General features: G+C 68.6%; 17 protein-coding genes. 13 read left to right on the forward strand and 4 right to left on the reverse strand.

All coding sequences use genetic code 11. The annotated features are described in order from the left end of the window. The first annotated feature begins 171 nt into the window (after positions 1-171). The 8 genes from uvrA (at position 172) to OMP43_RS18255 (ending at position 7,035) form a co-directional block, all read left to right on the forward strand. A complete protein-coding gene (gene uvrA / locus OMP43_RS18220; protein WP_280280955.1) occupies positions 172-3,132 on the forward strand; it encodes an excinuclease ABC subunit UvrA in 2,961 nt (986 codons plus the stop codon). A gap of 252 nt (positions 3,133-3,384) precedes the next feature. Continuing rightward, the gene (locus OMP43_RS18225) at positions 3,385-4,458 is read left to right on the forward strand and encodes a hypothetical protein (RefSeq protein WP_280280956.1); all 1,074 of its coding nucleotides are present in this window, start codon (positions 3,385-3,387) and stop codon (positions 4,456-4,458) included. 149 nt (positions 4,459-4,607) lie between these two features. After that, positions 4,608-4,820 (forward strand): cold-shock protein, encoded by a 213-nt coding sequence (locus tag OMP43_RS18230; protein ID WP_280280957.1) that lies wholly within the window; start codon positions 4,608-4,610, stop codon positions 4,818-4,820. 94 nt (positions 4,821-4,914) lie between these two features. Further along, entirely contained in the window at positions 4,915-5,124 is a 210-nt protein-coding gene (locus OMP43_RS18235) for a hypothetical protein (RefSeq protein ID WP_280280958.1), read from the forward strand. Next, on the forward strand, positions 5,121-5,279 hold the full coding sequence (locus tag OMP43_RS18240) for a hypothetical protein (protein ID WP_280280959.1): 159 nt from the start codon (positions 5,121-5,123) through the stop codon (positions 5,277-5,279). Before OMP43_RS18235 ends, OMP43_RS18240 begins: the two co-directional genes overlap by 4 nt. Positions 5,280-5,464: 185 nt before the next feature. Next, positions 5,465-6,013 (forward strand): DUF3617 domain-containing protein, encoded by a 549-nt coding sequence (locus tag OMP43_RS18245; protein WP_280280960.1) that lies wholly within the window; start codon positions 5,465-5,467, stop codon positions 6,011-6,013. 120 nt (positions 6,014-6,133) lie between these two features. Then, positions 6,134-6,535, forward strand: a complete 402-nt coding sequence (locus OMP43_RS18250; RefSeq protein WP_086130735.1) for a glycine zipper 2TM domain-containing protein — start codon at positions 6,134-6,136, stop codon at positions 6,533-6,535. A gap of 74 nt (positions 6,536-6,609) precedes the next feature. Beyond that, entirely contained in the window at positions 6,610-7,035 is a 426-nt protein-coding gene (locus OMP43_RS18255; RefSeq protein ID WP_280280961.1) for an OsmC family protein, read from the forward strand. Positions 7,036-8,706: 1,671 nt separating this feature from the next. Here the strand turns inward: OMP43_RS18255 and OMP43_RS18260 are convergent. Continuing rightward, positions 8,707-9,144 (reverse strand): cupin domain-containing protein, encoded by a 438-nt coding sequence (locus OMP43_RS18260; RefSeq protein WP_280280962.1) that lies wholly within the window; start codon positions 9,142-9,144, stop codon positions 8,707-8,709. A 108-nt stretch (positions 9,145-9,252) separates the two neighbouring features. Here OMP43_RS18260 and OMP43_RS18265 point away from each other — a divergent pair, with 108 nt between their 5' ends. From OMP43_RS18265 to OMP43_RS18285, 5 genes are all read left to right on the forward strand, one after another. Continuing rightward, positions 9,253-9,612 carry a glycine zipper 2TM domain-containing protein gene (locus OMP43_RS18265; protein WP_280280963.1) on the forward strand — a complete coding sequence of 120 codons (360 nt, stop codon included), beginning with the start codon at positions 9,253-9,255 and terminating at the stop codon, positions 9,610-9,612. Between the two features lie 104 nt (positions 9,613-9,716). Continuing rightward, positions 9,717-10,895, forward strand: coding sequence for a glycosyltransferase (locus OMP43_RS18270; RefSeq protein WP_280280964.1), 1,179 nt, complete (start codon positions 9,717-9,719; stop codon positions 10,893-10,895). Positions 10,896-10,954: 59 nt separating this feature from the next. Further along, positions 10,955-11,113 carry a hypothetical protein gene (locus OMP43_RS18275; protein WP_280280965.1) on the forward strand — a complete coding sequence of 53 codons (159 nt, stop codon included), beginning with the start codon at positions 10,955-10,957 and terminating at the stop codon, positions 11,111-11,113. A 77-nt stretch (positions 11,114-11,190) separates the two neighbouring features. Beyond that, on the forward strand, positions 11,191-11,769 hold the full coding sequence (locus OMP43_RS18280; RefSeq protein WP_280280966.1) for a hypothetical protein: 579 nt from the start codon (positions 11,191-11,193) through the stop codon (positions 11,767-11,769). A 39-nt stretch (positions 11,770-11,808) separates the two neighbouring features. Further along, positions 11,809-12,438, forward strand: a complete 630-nt coding sequence (locus tag OMP43_RS18285) for a TMEM175 family protein (RefSeq protein WP_280280967.1) — start codon at positions 11,809-11,811, stop codon at positions 12,436-12,438. A 60-nt stretch (positions 12,439-12,498) separates the two neighbouring features. Here the strand turns inward: OMP43_RS18285 and OMP43_RS18290 are convergent, their stop codons facing one another. The 3 genes from OMP43_RS18290 to secF all read right to left on the reverse strand — a co-directional run bounded on the left by OMP43_RS18290 (position 12,499) and on the right by secF (position 15,018). Further along, positions 12,499-13,620 carry a DUF3089 domain-containing protein gene (locus OMP43_RS18290; protein WP_280280968.1) on the reverse strand — a complete coding sequence of 374 codons (1,122 nt, stop codon included), beginning with the start codon at positions 13,618-13,620 and terminating at the stop codon, positions 12,499-12,501. A gap of 68 nt (positions 13,621-13,688) precedes the next feature. Further along, positions 13,689-14,060: an Mth938-like domain-containing protein gene (locus OMP43_RS18295; RefSeq protein ID WP_280280969.1), complete on the reverse strand. Its 372-nt coding sequence runs from the start codon at positions 14,058-14,060 to the stop codon at positions 13,689-13,691. A 4-nt stretch (positions 14,061-14,064) separates the two neighbouring features. Further along, complete coding sequence (gene secF / locus OMP43_RS18300) at positions 14,065-15,018, reverse strand: protein translocase subunit SecF (RefSeq protein WP_280280971.1); 954 nt, start codon at positions 15,016-15,018, stop codon at positions 14,065-14,067. Between the last annotated feature and the right edge of the window lies 1 nt (position 15,019).

The following is a 15,019-nucleotide window of genomic DNA, read 5'->3' on the forward strand; positions in this document are numbered from 1 at the left end:
CGAGGCGGCGGGCCGGGCCGACAAGGCAGGCGATCCCGCCGCCGGGGGCGGTGCGCCGCCCCCGGCCCGGTCCCGCGCGTCCGTCCGGGACGCGCGGCAACTGGCATCGCCTGCCCGGCGTTCCTATCTCCCCACTGGAATCTCTCCAGGAACAAAGCTAGAACCCCCGGCATGGCACTTACTACCATCTCCGTCCGCGGCGCGCGCGAGCACAATCTCAAGGGCGTGGACGTCGACATTCCGCGCGACACGCTCACGGTGATCACCGGCCTCTCGGGCTCGGGCAAGTCGAGCCTCGCCTTCGACACCATCTATGCCGAGGGCCAGCGCCGCTATGTCGAGTCGCTGAGCGCCTATGCCCGCCAGTTCCTCGAGCTGATGCAGAAGCCCGATGTCGAGCATATCGAGGGCCTCAGCCCCGCCATCTCGATCGAGCAGAAGACGACCTCGCGCAACCCGCGCTCGACGGTCGCCACGGTCACCGAGATCTACGACTATATGCGCCTGCTCTGGGCGCGTGTCGGCATTCCCTATTCGCCCGCCACCGGCCTGCCGATCTCGGCGCAGACCGTCAGCCAGATGGTCGACCGGGTCCTGGCGCTGCCCGAGGGCACCCGGCTGCTCCTGCTCGCCCCGGTCGTGCGCGGCCGCAAGGGCGAGTATCGCAAGGAGCTCGCCGAATGGCAGCGCGCCGGCTTCCAGCGCGTCCGCATCGACGGCGAGACCTATCTGATCGAGGAGGCGCCCGCCCTCGACAAGAAGTACAAGCACGACATCGAAGTGGTGATCGACCGCCTCGTCGTGCGCGACGATATCGGCACCCGCCTGGCGGAGAGCTTCGAGACCGCGCTCAAGCTCGCCGAGGGGCTGGCCTATGTGGATCTCGTGGACGCGACCGTGGCCGAGGTCACCGGTGCCCGCGTCCAGGAGGCGCGCGCCGAGTTCAACGCCACCGGCGGCCAGCTCAAGGGCGCCGGCATTCCCGACAACCGCATCGTCTTTTCCGAGAAGTTCGCCTGCCCCGTCAGCGGCTTCACCATTTCCGAGATCGAGCCCCGCCTATTCTCGTTCAACGCGCCCCAGGGCGCCTGCCCGGCCTGTGACGGCCTGGGCGAGAAGCTGGTGTTCGACGAGGATCTGGTCGTCCCCAACCATGATCTCAGCATCAAGAAGGGCGCGGTGGTCCCCTGGGCCAAGTCCAACCCGCCTTCCCCCTATTACATGCAGGTGCTGGGCAGCCTTGCCCGCGAGTTCGGCTTCAGCCTCGACACGCCCTGGCGCGACCTGCCGGGCGAGGTCCGGCTGATCATCCTCCACGGCACCGGCGGCAAGCCGGTCACCCTCACCTTTGTCGACGGCAAGAAGTCCTATGACGTGAAGAAGCCGTTCGAGGGCGTGATCGGCAACCTCAACCGCCGCATGCTGCAGACCGAATCGGCGTGGATGCGCGAGGAACTGTCGAAATACCAGGCGGCCCATCCCTGCGAGACCTGTGGCGGCGCCCGCCTCAAGCCCGAGGCGCTGGCGGTCAAGATCGCGGGCGAGGACATCAGCCACGCCACCCGCCTCTCGGTGGTCGACGCGCTCGGCTGGTTCAAGGCGCTGCCCGAGACGCTGACGCCCCAGCAGAAGGAGATCGCCCGCGCGATCCTCAAGGAGATCGACGAGCGGCTCGGCTTCCTCAACAATGTCGGCCTCGACTATCTCAACCTCGATCGCACCTCGGGCACGCTCAGCGGCGGCGAGAGCCAGCGCATCCGCCTGGCCAGCCAGATCGGCTCGGGGCTGTCCGGCGTCCTCTACGTCCTCGACGAGCCGAGCATCGGCCTCCACCAGCGCGACAACGACATGCTGCTCGCCACGCTCAAGCGGCTGCGCGACCTCGGCAACACCGTGCTGGTCGTCGAGCATGACGAGGACGCGATCCGCAGCGCCGACTATATCCTCGACATGGGGCCGGGCGCCGGCGTGCATGGCGGCGAGATCGTAGCGCGCGGCACGCTGGACGATATCCTCGCGACCACGGGCTCGGTGACCGCCGACTATCTCAACGGCACCCGCGAGGTCCCGGTGCCGGCGAAGCGCCGCAAGGGCACCGGCAAGAAGCTGACGGTGGAGAACGCCACCGCCAACAACCTGCGCGGCGTCACCGCGAGCATTCCGCTCGGCACCTTCACCTGCATCACCGGCGTCTCGGGCTCGGGCAAGTCGAGCTTCACGATCGACACGCTCTATGCCGCCGCGGCGCGCCAGCTGAACGGCGCCCGCCTGCTCGCCGGCAAGCACGATCGGATCACCGGCCTCCAGCATCTCGACAAGGTGATCGACATCGACCAGTCGCCGATCGGCCGCACCCCGCGCTCGAACCCGGCGACCTATACCGGCGCCTTCACCAGCATCCGCGACTGGTTCGCGGGGCTGCCCGAGGCGCAGGCGCGCGGCTACAAGCCGGGCCGGTTCAGCTTCAACGTCAAGGGCGGCCGCTGCGAGGCGTGCCAGGGCGACGGCGTGCTCAAGATCGAGATGCACTTCCTGCCCGACGTCTATGTCACCTGCGACGTCTGCCACGGCGCGCGGTACAATCGCGAGACGCTGGAAGTGAAGTTCAAGGGCAAGAGCATCGCCGAGGTGCTCGACATGACCGTCGAGGACGCGGTCGAGTTCTTCAAGGCGGTCCCGCCGATCCGCGACAAGATGGCGATGCTGGCCGAGGTCGGCCTGGGTTACGTCAAGGTCGGCCAGCAGGCGACGACGCTCTCGGGCGGCGAGGCGCAGCGCGTGAAGCTGGCGAAGGAGCTGGCGCGACGGGCCACCGGCAACACGCTCTACATCCTCGACGAGCCCACCACCGGCCTCCACTTCGAGGACGTCCGCAAGCTGCTGGAAGTGCTCCACGCGCTGGTCGAGCAGGGCAATACCGTGGTGGTGATCGAGCATAATCTCGACGTCATCAAGACGGCGGACTGGATCCTGGACCTGGGCCCCGAAGGCGGGGTGAAGGGCGGCGAGATCGTGGCGCAGGGCACGCCGGAGGACGTGGTGAAGGTGGCGCGGAGCTTTACGGGGAAGTATCTGGCGCCGTTGCTGGCGCGGGGTGGGGTAAAGGGGAAGGAGCCGGTGGCGGCGGAGTGATCCCAAGGCCCCATCTCCCGCCTGCGGGAAAGGGAGGGGCCCGCCGCCAAAGGCGGTGGGAGGGTGCGTGGGGGCCACGAGCCCTCATAAGCTCCGCAGTTTGAGGTCCCACGAGACCGATTTCGGCTTTCCACTACCGGAACAACGAACGGGCCGCAACAAAGAAGAACAAACCATAAACAACTCCCTGTCCTACACTCCCCGTTCCAGCATATCTAACCGGTCCTCAAACCAACCCGAGAGGACCACCCGATGCGCCATCACCAGCTCCTTCCCCGTCCCCAATATGGCGACCCCGAAGTCCCCGCGCTTCCGCTCGACGAATACACCAAGTCCCCTTCCCAGCGGATCGCCGGCTGGTCCGGCGAGAAGCAGGCGGCCTTCCTGCGCGCCATCGCCGAGGGGGCCACGGTCGGCCAGGCGTGCCGGCTGGTCGGGCTCACCCAGCAATCGGCCTATGCCTTTCGCCACGCCGCGCGCGGCGCGCATTTCGCGCTCGGCTGGGAAGCGGCCCTGCTCCACGCCCGCAACTACCTCGCCGATACGCTGATGGAGCGCGCGCTCCACGGCATCGTCGAGACGATCACGCGCTCCGACGGCAGCGAGGTCGAGCGCCACCGCATCGACAACCGGCTCGGCATGGCGATGCTCACTCGCCTCGATCGCATGGCCGACAAGGCGGCGAAGGAAACCACCCACGCCGCCGCCCGCCTCGTCGCGCAGGAGTTCGAGGCCTATGTCGATCTCGTCGCCCGGGATGCCGGCCCAGCCCGCGCCGGCCTGTTCCTCGCCCGCCGCATCGAGCCGGCCGGGGAGGACGATCTCGCGCCCGTCCGCACCCTCGCCCGCGCCGACAGCTGGCTGCGCACCCATACCGACCTCGCCGGGCCGCTCGCCGATCTCGATCCCGCCGCCCGCGCGCATTGGTCCGGCGCCGACTGGGCGCGGGCCGAAGCCGCCGGCCTCGTCGAGATCGCCCCCGCGCCCGCCCGCGCGGACCATCAAGCGATTCAAGATTTCGCCCCCGCCGAGGCGCCCCGGCCCGCCGGGGACGAGCCGGTCTGGTGGGACGGGGACGACGAGAAATGGCACACCCGCTTCCCCCCGCCCGCGGATTTCCATGGCGAGGAGGACGGCGCCTATGGCGATGACGAATATTCGCGCGAGCTGACCGCCGAGGAAGAATATCTGGTCGATGCCCCGTACCGCGCCAGACTGGCGGCGCGCCGGAAAGTCGAAGACGCGGCGCGCGATCGCTGGTTCGCCTTGCTGGCCGCGCCGGGGACAGATGACGGCGGGACGATATTTTCCGATGCCACCGCTTGAACTTGCGATGCCGCCTTCCCATTTGCCATTTGCTACAGTCGCATTTCGACGGTTTTCGGCGCTTTGCGGCCCCTCTTCCTTCCATCTGCCCCTTGCAGCGCGAGGTCCGCTCGCACTGAGCGCGGCCGATAACATAAGGAAGAAAGCACATGAGCCATACCGGCACCGTCAAGTTCTTCGATGCGACGAAGGGCTTCGGCTTCATCTCGCCCGATGGCGGCAAGGACGATCATTTCGTCCATATCAGCGCCGTCGAGCGTTCGGGCATGAGCACGCTCAGCCAGAACCAGCGCGTGAACTACGAGCTGGAGAACGACAAGCGCGGCCGCCTTTCGGCGACCAATTTGTCGCCGGCCGAATAACGGACTCCGACAGGCGGCTCCGGCCGCCGGCGGCGTCCTCCGCTCCCTCGTGGGGGCGCCGCCACCCCAACGTCCTCTCTTGGAGAACGCACCCGTGGCAAACCAACCCGATTACCGGGCTCAGGCGGCGAAATGCCGTGCCGAGGCCGATGCCGCCACGCTCGACAATGTCCGCGAACAGCGGCTGCGGGCAGAAGCGGCATGGCTCGAAATGGCCGTCCGCCAGGAACGTACCGTCAGCTCGCGCATTGCACGAGCGGCGGCCAGTCCGGCCATCCAGTCAACAACACAGGAAACTACATGAACTTTTTCAACAAGATCCACGAAACCCAGATTACCCGCGGCGCCAGCCGGCCGTTCGAGGCCTTCATTCCGCCGCACCGCCGCCTCTTCCCCCTCGAGACCAGCCAGCGTCAGCGCGCCATTGCCCGCGCCGCGGCGATCGAGGTGCTCGGCTAGGAGCCGGCGCTTTCCCCCCGGGGCCGGCATGCCGGCCTGGCCCCGGCCCATCCCTTTCCATAACGCTTCCGTCCATCCGGTCTCCTCGTGCGCCCAGTCGAGCGCGGCGACGGGGCCGCATGCCGTTTTTCCGCGTTCAAGGCATGGCCCCGTCCGGGGCAGGTCAACAGAAAGAGGGGATTCCGATGAAGCGCTTCACCATGCTGCTGCCGCTGTCGCTGACGCTGGCTGCCGCCGCCTGCAATTCCGGGCCCAAGGTCACGGCCGAGAATGCCTCGGTCGAGGAAGTCTCGAACAAGGTTGCCGCGGCCCAGGGCGCCGGCAGCTTCATCTCGCCGGGCCATTGGGATGGCAAGGTCACCATCACCAATCTCGACATGCCGGGCATGGACAAGATGCCGCCGGAAATGGCGAAGACGATGAAGGACAAGATGATGAAGGGCCAGGAATTCGCCAGCTGCGTGACCGAGGCCGACGTCAAGTCGCCCAAGGCCGGCATGTTCGGCGGCGACAAGAGCTGCCGCTATGATCACTTCACCATGGCCGGCGGCACGATCGACGCGAAGATGACCTGCGAGACCGCGGGCCAGAAGCGCGACATGACGATCAAGGGCAATTATTCCCCCGATTCCTATCACACCGAAGTGAGGTCGAGCGGCGGCCAGGCCGGCACCATGGCGATGACGATCGACGCCAAGCGCGCCGGCGCCTGCACCGGCAAGGAGAAGAGCTGAAGCAAGCGGCGGGGCGCGGCAGGACGCCCGCCCCGCCGCTCGCCAAATTCGTGATGGAGGCGAAACCTTTTCCGCCCCCCATGCATTCCCCAGGCGAGCGGGTTCACGGAGGAGAGACCGATGCGCATCCTGATCCTCGGCCTGGCGGCCACGACGGCGCTGGCCGGCTGCACCGATTACGATACCCGGCCCGGCGGCGGCTATGGCTATCGCGACTATGATTATAACCGCCCCGATCCGTCGTACGGCGGCTATTATGCCGATCGCTATTATCGCGAGGGCCGCGGCTATCGCGAATATCGGCTGGGCCGCAACGACCGCGTCTATCGGGGCCAGGACGGCCGCTATTATTGCCGCCGCTCGGACGGCACCACCGGCCTGGTGGTCGGCGGCGTGGCCGGCGGCCTGCTCGGCGCGGCGATCGCACCGGGCGGCTCGGAACTGCTCGGCGCGCTGCTCGGCGCGGCGGCCGGCGGCGCGGTCGGCTCCTCGGTGGAGAAGGGCGAGGCACGCTGCCGCTAGCGCGAACGGACGGCCTTCAAGCCGGGCCCCGGATTCCCTAGATCAGGGGCCCGGCAAAGAGGGAGATCCACGACATGACGACCCGTACCGCGACTGCCCGCTACGAAGGCTTCGGCAAGGAGGGCAAGGGCCATATCACCACCCAGTCGGGCGTGCTGACCGACCAGTTCTACGGCTTCAACACCCGCTTCGCCGACGAGCCCGGCACCAATCCGGAGGAGCTGGTCGCCGCCGCCCATGCCGGCTGCTTCACCATGGCGCTGAGCTTCGCCCTGGCCCGGGCCGGCTTCAGCGAGGGTTCGCTGGAGACGCGGGCCGCGGTGAAGCTCGAGCAGGATGGCGACGGCTTCACCATCACGCGCTCGGACCTGACGCTCAAGGCCAGCGTCCCCGGCCTGGCCCAGGCGCAGTTCGAAGCGCTGGCCGCGGGCGCGCATGCCAATTGCCCGGTCTCCAAGCTGCTCAAGGCCGAGAGCAGCCTCGACGCGACGCTGCTCTGAGCCTCGCCAGCGGCGTCTGGCCCGTCATCGTCATCCCGGCCCTGGGCCGGGGTGACGACCCGGCGGGCGCGATGCTTGCAATGTAGGGTTTCGCCTGCTCCATGCTGATGGATGCAAGCCGGCTTCCTCTCCCCCGCCCAGCGGCCCCGCCGCCGCCCGGCGCATGGGACGGGAAAACGGGGGCCCCGTGGCGTATGTTTCGTAAACTTCCGCGCATTGCGGCGGCCCCCGAATGGCGGCGGCGCCGGCCCGGGATGCCCCAGCCTGGGGATTCGGTATTCGTTTCCGTCATCCCCGCGAAGGCGGGGACCGGGGGCAATGGGGGACGGTCGACGCAATCGCGCGCCGGGTCGCCGGAGATGGCAAAGCGCGCCTCACGGCCATTGTTCCTGGCCCTGGCTCCCCGCCTTTGCGGGGATGACGGAAGGGGATTTGCTCCGGGAGGACAAGCGCCATCGGCCTTCGGGCGCTTCGGCCTCCCATATCCGTCACCCCGACCCGGTGCCGGGGTCCATGGTGCCGCGAGTCCGGCACCGGGACCTCCCTGCTTCCCGGTGGCCCCCGCCGCAAGGCCGGGGTGACGGGATGCATGAGGCCGCCTCGGCTGCCTCGCTCCAGATGTCGATCCGCCAAGGGTCACGACCCAATCGGCAAACCCCGTCATCCCCGCAAAGGCAGGGACCCGGGGCAATGGAGGACGATCGACGCAATCGCGCGCCGGGTTGCCGGAGATGGCAAAGCGCGCCTCACGGCCATTGTTCCTGGCCCTGGCTCCCCGCCTTTGCGGGGATGACGGAAGCAGTTTCAGATGACGGCAACAGTTTCAGGCGCTTACGCCCGGTGCGTGGCACGGCCCGTCGCGAGCCGCCGCAGCGGTGCCGATGCCGGAGGAACCGGGGTGACGGCCACGAGCCAGAAACCCCGGGTCTCAGCCACCACCCTGCGCCCCGCGCAACGCAAAAGGGGCCCGGCATTGCTGCCAGGCCCCGTGTCGCCGGACTGCTGCCGTGGATCCGGACGGATCGTCGGCATGGTTTCGGCGGCATCCTCGGCGCGCGCCGGCAAGGGCATGCGTGCCTCGGGTCGGTCGTCGAGGCTGGCCGTTGTCCACTCACCCCGAAGGGGAGTTGCGGTTACCAGCCTCGGCGGCCCGCTTCGTCTCTCCGGCCGGGGGCCGGAAATCGGAAGCCTTGCTGGATGCTTCTCTCCGCTCGATCCCTCCAGATCCTTCCGCATCGCTTGCGCGTCGCGTCCGGCTGGCCAATCTCCCGGCAGATCGTTCCTTCGTTCCCGAAGCCGGGCGCTTGCGCACCCCTTTCCGCGAACCAGGGTTCCGACCCCTTTCCGCTTCGCCCTTCCGCTTCGTGCAATGCTTGCGCATCGCCTTCCGCTTCCGGCCGAACCGTGCTCCGGCGTCCCTCGAAACCTCGGCAGCGCCTGGGCGGCACTTCGGCTTCGCAACTTCCGGCGCCTCGCATCCCCGAACCGTAACCGAATGCGGTTTCCCGAAGGCACCTGCACCGTTTCCGGCCCGTGTAAACCTCTGATCTTGCTTTGGTTTCCCGCCGCCGGACCGTTCCGCTTACAGTCATGATGGTGTCATCGAACCCGAGTCGCGCAAAGCGCGAAATGCCCCTGCAAACTTGTGAAGACTGTGGATAATGTGGACAACTAGGCAATATTATTGCGCGGAGCCCAATCGGGAGGTGCCAATTCGAACCCGGCGAAATCGAAGCCCGGAACGACGATGCAGCTCACCAGCGCCCATCCGTGCGGCGCTTCGGTCGCCTGCCAGCGATTCGCCGGGACCAGGCACTGGGGCGCATAGCCGGCGGTCACGTCGCCGCCAAGCCGGATCGTCGCCGGATCGCGGTCCGCCGCGTCGGCGATGTGGAGCGCGAGCGGGCTGCCGGCGTGCCAGAGCCACCATTCGTCGGCATCCACCCGGTGCCAGTGCGAGCGCTGACCCTGTTCGAGCAGGAAGTGGATCGCGGTTCCCCGGGCCCGCCCGTCCGCGCCCGGCGCCGCCCGCCAGGTCTCGCGATACCAGCCGCCTTCGGGATGCGGCGCCAGCCCCAGCCGCGCGATGATTGCCCGTGCCTCGTCCATTTTCCTTCCCTCCGATGAACGGCGTGTTGTTTTCCGTTCATGAAACTAGTTCGGAACCGAAACGTTGGCCTTCCGGTTTGCCCCAAAGTGCATCAGGAGTGTAATAACATGCGGAAACTCATTCTCGCGCTCGGCGCGATCGCCGTTGCCGTGCCGTCGGCCGGCCTGGTTCCGATCGCGGCCAATGCCGCACCCGTCGCCAAGGCAGGTGCCGACGGCAACTGGTCGCAGGATCGCGGCTATCGCAAGCGCTATGCCTATCGCGAATGGCGCGGGCGGGACGGCCGCAGCTATTGCCGCAAGCCCGACGGCACCACCGGCCTGGTGGTCGGCGGCGTGGCCGGCGCGCTGGTCGGCCGCACCATCGACACCCGTGGCGACCGCACCGTCGGCACGCTGCTGGGCGCCGCGGCCGGCGCAGTGGCGGGCCGCGAGATCGAGCGCAGCGGCAAGCGCCGCTGCCGCTGATCCCCCGCCGGTAACAGAAACGGTTCGCCCGGAAGAACGCGCCGGGCGAACCGTTTTCGCATGGCGAGCGGCCCGTTAACCCTTGCCGGCTACAAAGGGGTGCCATGCTTCACGTGCTCGTTCTCTCGACGCTCTTTCCCGATGCCTCGCGCCCGAATTTCGGCATCTTCGTCGAGCGCCAGACCCGGGCGCTGGCGGAGCGGGAGGATGTGGCGGTCCGCGTCGTCGCGCCGCTCGGCCTGCCGCCCTGGCCGCTGGCACGGCTTTCCCGCTATGCCCGCCTCGCCGCCCTGCCGGAGCGGGAAACGTGGCACGGGCTGACGGTCCATCGCCCCCGCTTCCGCAACCTGCCGGGCACCGGCGGCCGCTTCCATGCCCGGGCCCTCGCCGCGGCGCTCACCCCGCTGCTCGGCGCGATCCGCGGGGAATTTCCGTTCGACGTGATCTCGACCGAATTCTTCTTCCCCGACGGCCCCGCCGCGGTCCTGCTCGGCAGGCGCTTCGGCGTGCCGGTCTCGATCAAGGCGCGCGGCTCGGACATTCACGACTGGGGCCGGCGCAAGGCCATCGGGCCGCAGGTGATCGCCGCCGGCCGGGGCGCGGACGGCGTGCTCTCGGTGAGCGATGCGCTGCGGGCCGACATGATCACCATGGGCATTCCGGGCGAGAAGATCGAGACGATCACCACCGGGGTGGACCTGGCCCGCTTCGCGCCGCGCGACCGCGCCGCCGCCAAGGCCGAGCTCGGCGTCGCCGGGCCGCTCGTCCTGTCGGTCGGCGCGCTGATCCCGATCAAGGGGCACGACATCGTCATCGACGCCGTCTCGGCGCTGCCCGGCGTCACGCTGTGGATCGCGGGCGAAGGCCCGGACCGCAAGCGGCTGGAAGCGCGGATCGAGCGGCTGGGCCTGGGCGAGCGCGTCAGGCTGCTCGGCGCGATCCCGCCCGAGCGCGTCGCCGCCGCGCTCGCCGCCGCCGATGCGATGGCCCTTGCCTCCGAGCGCGAAGGTCTCGCCAATGCATGGCTCGAGGCACTGGCGAGCGGCGCTCCGATCGTCATCCCCGATGTCGGCGGCGCCCGCCAGGTGGTCACCGCGCCGGCGGCGGGCCGCATCGTCCCGCGCACCCCCGCCGCCTTTGCCGAAGCGCTGGGCGCGCTGATCGCCGCGCCGCCGGCCGCGGCGGACACTCGCGCCGTCGCCGCGCCCTTCACCTGGGCGGCCAACAGCAGCCGTCTCCACGCATTCCTCCAGCGCCTCGCCGATGGGCGCGGCACGGCGTGAGGGAACCGCTTCGCCCCGCCCGCCGTTCGTGCCCGGGGCGTAACGGAGAGAGATGGACCATGAACCCTTTTCGCAACCTGCCCGAGCCGCCCGCCGAAGCGCCGCTCGTCTATTACATCCTGCCCCAGGCGGAGCCGGCGCCCGAGACGCCGATCGGCCCCGGCGACCTGGAGATAGAATTCGAGTTCGAACCCGATTGGGAGGCGGAAGGGAAGTGATCCTTTTCCGCGTTGACTAGGCGGCGTCGGTCCGTGACATTCATGACAGTGAAGTTACCAGCGGTGGAGACCGAGTGATGGCGGGCAAGAAGGACAAGAAGGCCGGCGATACCAAGCCCGAGAAGAAGGGCTTCCTTCCCAAGAGCATCGCCGGGATGAAGCTGCCCAAGGAACTGCGCAAGCAGCTCGACGCGCTGGCCAAGCATCCGGTGGTGAACGATCTGCTCGCCGCCGGGCTGGTCGCCCTGGCCGCCAAGCTCAAGCCCAGCGAGAAGGCCGAGGAAGCGGCGGCCCCCTCGCCCGCGCCGGCCGCTGCTGCGGCAAAGCCTGTGGTGAAGCGCGCGCGCACCGTCGCCGCGAAGCCCGCCGCCAAGGCACCGTCAAAGTCCGTGGCGAAGCCCGAACCGGCGGCCAAGGCGCCCGCCAAGCCTGCCACCGCCAAGCCCGCTGTCGCCAAGGCGCCCGCCGCGAAGGCAGGGGCCAAGCCGGCGGCGGCTCCCAAGGCCGCGGCAAAGCCCAAGCCGGCGCCCGCCGCCGCCGATGCATCCAAGCCGGCGCCGAAGCCGCGCAAGGCCGCGGCGGCCAAGGCACCGGCCGCGGCGCCGCGCGCCACCACCCGCCGCGCCAAGGCCACTGCACCCAAGACGACGCGCTGATCCTCTGCTAGGCAAGCCGCCGAAGCAGGGGGGAGTTCAATGAAGCCGAAGCAGACGCACGCCGACAGTCCGGCGCACGGACTGGAACGCATGGCGTTCTTTTCCGATGCCGTGTTCGCCATCGCGATCACTTTGCTGGTCATCGAGATCCATGTGCCGCATGTCGCCGCGCCCTATAGCGACACTGCGTTCCTGGAGGCTCTGAACAAGCTGATTCCGAACTTTATCGGCTTCTTCGTCTCCTTCTTCGTGATAGGCGCCTTCTGGGCGGGGCATCACCGGGCGTTCGATTGCGCGCGCCACTGGAGCCCCAGGCTGTTCCTGCCCAACCTACTGCTGCTGAGCGCGATCGCCGCGATGCCGTTCTTCACGGCCTTCTCGTCCGAATATTACGGCCACCGCGTGCCCACCGCCTTCTATTGCGGCTGGATGATCCTGATATCGATCTTCAATATCCTGATCCAACGCGCCCTCACCGCGCCGCCGGTGGTGGGAGAGCATGTGACGCCGGCACAGCGCCGGATGATCCGTCAGCGCGGCCTTGCGGCGCTGCTGGCTTCCATCACTGCATTCGTGACCAGCCTGTTCATCCCGTTCCTCGCCCAGGTCGTGCTGATCACCATTCCGCTCTGGCGCATGCTGCTGATCCGGCTCGCGCCGGCACGCTAAGGCCCGCCCCGCCCCCGGCCAGCCGCTACCGGGCGGGGACCGGGCCGGCCTCAGGCGGCGTCAGCGCTTCTTCGCCCAGGCGCCATATTGCCGCGCCGTCAGGTCGACCAGGTCGCCCTGCGCCAGGTTCATGTCGATCAGGTGCAGGCCCCAGTCCTTCAGGATCACATTGCCCACCTTCACGTCGCCGGGGATGGTGTCGGTACGTGCATCGGCCGGATCCGCGTTCACCGTCACCGCGAGATAGTTGAAGCCGTCCTTGTCGACGCATTCGGTGGAGATCAGCCCGGGCACGCTGACGAAGGGCGTGGTGACCGGTGCGCCGCCCCTGCTCCAGGCCTCGGCCGAGCCCGGGACCAGCATGTTGCCCCCGGCGTTGAGATAGGCGTGCGCAACCGCCTTGCCCCCGCCCAGCGCCGCCGGATTGGTGCAGCCCGCCTCGACGCCCGGCCGGTCGCCCTTGGCGAAGCGGCTGCCGGCGGGCGGCGGCGAGTCGGCGCGGAAGCTGGCATAGGTGACCACGCAGCCGGCCTGGTCGGCGCTGCGGCACAACGGGATCGTCGGGAACACGCCGCCAACGTCCTTGCCCGCCGGAACCGGCACCGAGCTGCCGATCAGCATCGCCGAGACCAGCTGCTTCTGCGCGGGCTTGCCGTCGATTTCGCGGGCGACGAGCTGGGTCAGGATCAGCGAGCCCTGGCTGTGCCCGATCAGCACCACGCCGCGCCCCTTGTTGTCATGGGCCAGATAATCGTCCCAGGCGGCCTTCACGTCGCGATACGCCATGTCGCGGTCGATCGCCGGGGTGCCGCCGCCCATGATGCTCCGGAGCGCCGTGAGCGTGACCTGGCGATAGACCGGCGCGAACACCCGGCAGTTCTTCGCGAAGCGCGCGACCTGGAACTGGGCGACGCGCTTCTCCTCGGGCCCGGGGATCATGTCGCTATTCGGCGTCGGATCGAGCGAGATGGTGGGATAGACATAGAAGCAATCGAACTTGGGCGCGCTCGCGGCCTTGAACGGCTCGACGCTGCGCGCGCCGTCGGCGGCTACCACGGTGGTGGAGAGATCCGCCGCGCACGCGTCCTGCCGGCCGGGCCGGCAGAGCCAATTGGCGGGATCGCGATAGTCCGGCGTGTCCGGCCCGGCGGCCATGGCCAGTGCGAGCGTGAGAATCATCATGCTGCCTCTCCCTTTCCGGGCAGCATATCCCTTGTTCGAGCGATGCGGAAAGCCTCCCCGCCGGCAAACTAGTCCAGCGGGTAGAGCGCCCCGGCGATCCAGCGCAGCTCGGCGCGCAGCACGCCCCAGGCGCGGGCGGCGGCGCGGCTGTCCATCGCCTCGATGCCGATGCCCCTGGCGCCCAGCGCCTCGGCCAGCGCACGCGGCGGTCGCACCAGCGTCTTGCCGGTGCCGAGCAGCAGGAATTCGGGCCGGGGCGCCAGGCCCAGCAGCGGCGCGAGATCGGCCTCGGTCAAGTCGGCGATCGGCGGCGGCGCCCATCCGTCGGCGCGCTCGGGCGTGATCAGCAGGCCCTCATAGACGCCCTCGTCCACGCGAAAGCCGCGCCCGGAAAAGCCGGAGATGACCGGCCCCTCCGCGCTGGCGCGCTTCACTTCCATCGGCTCAGCCGACGCGCTCGGCGCCGCTCGCCGGCGAGGGCTTTTCCTCGCGCGGGCCCGGCTTCAGGCCCAGCGTGATCAGCAGCGACGAGGAGACGTAGATCGACGAATAGGTGCCGACGACGATGCCGAGCATCATGGCGGCGGTGAAGCCGCGCAGCACCGGGCCGCCGAAGATCAGCAGCGAAGCGAGCGCGAGCATGATCGTCAGCGAAGTCATCACCGTGCGGGGCAGCGTCTCGTTCACCGAAAGATCGATGAGCTCGCTCATTCCCATCTTGCGGTATTTGCGCATGTTCTCGCGGATGCGGTCGTCGATCACCATCTTGTCGTTGATCGAATAGCCGATGATCGTCAGCACCGCGGCGACGATGTTCAGGTCGAACACCATGCCGGTGACCGCGAAGAAGCCAAGCGCCATCAGCACGTCGTGGATGATCGCCACCGCGGTCGAGATGCCGAACTGCCATTCGTAGCGGAACCACGAGAAGATCGCGATGCCGATGATCGCCAGCACCACGGCCAGGATGCCCTTGTTCACCAGCTCGCCCGAGACCTTGCCCGACACGGTGGAGTAGGTGCTGAAGGTCGCGCCGGGGAACTTCGCCGCCAGCGCCGTCTTCACCGTCTCGACCATCTTGTCCACCGCATCGGGCGTGGTCGAATGCGGAACCGGCAGGCGGATCGTCACGGTGTTCTGGCCGCCCAGCTGCTGGAGCGCCGCTTCACCGAACCCGAGCTCGTTCACCGTCTCGCGCACTTGGTCGAGATGCGGCGGGCTGGCGAACTTCTCCTCGATGGAGACGCCGCCGACAAAGTCGACGCCCATGTTGAGCCCATGGATGCCCACCAGCGCCACGGCGGCGATGGTGAGCAACGCCGTGACCGCGAAGGCGATGAAGCGGACGCGTACGAACCCGATGTTCGTATTGTCGGGAATGATCTTGAGGAGCCGCATG

It is taken from the genome of Sphingomonas sp. CBMAI 2297 (assembly GCF_029870595.1).
Classification (GTDB): Bacteria; Pseudomonadota; Alphaproteobacteria; order Sphingomonadales; family Sphingomonadaceae; genus Sphingomonas.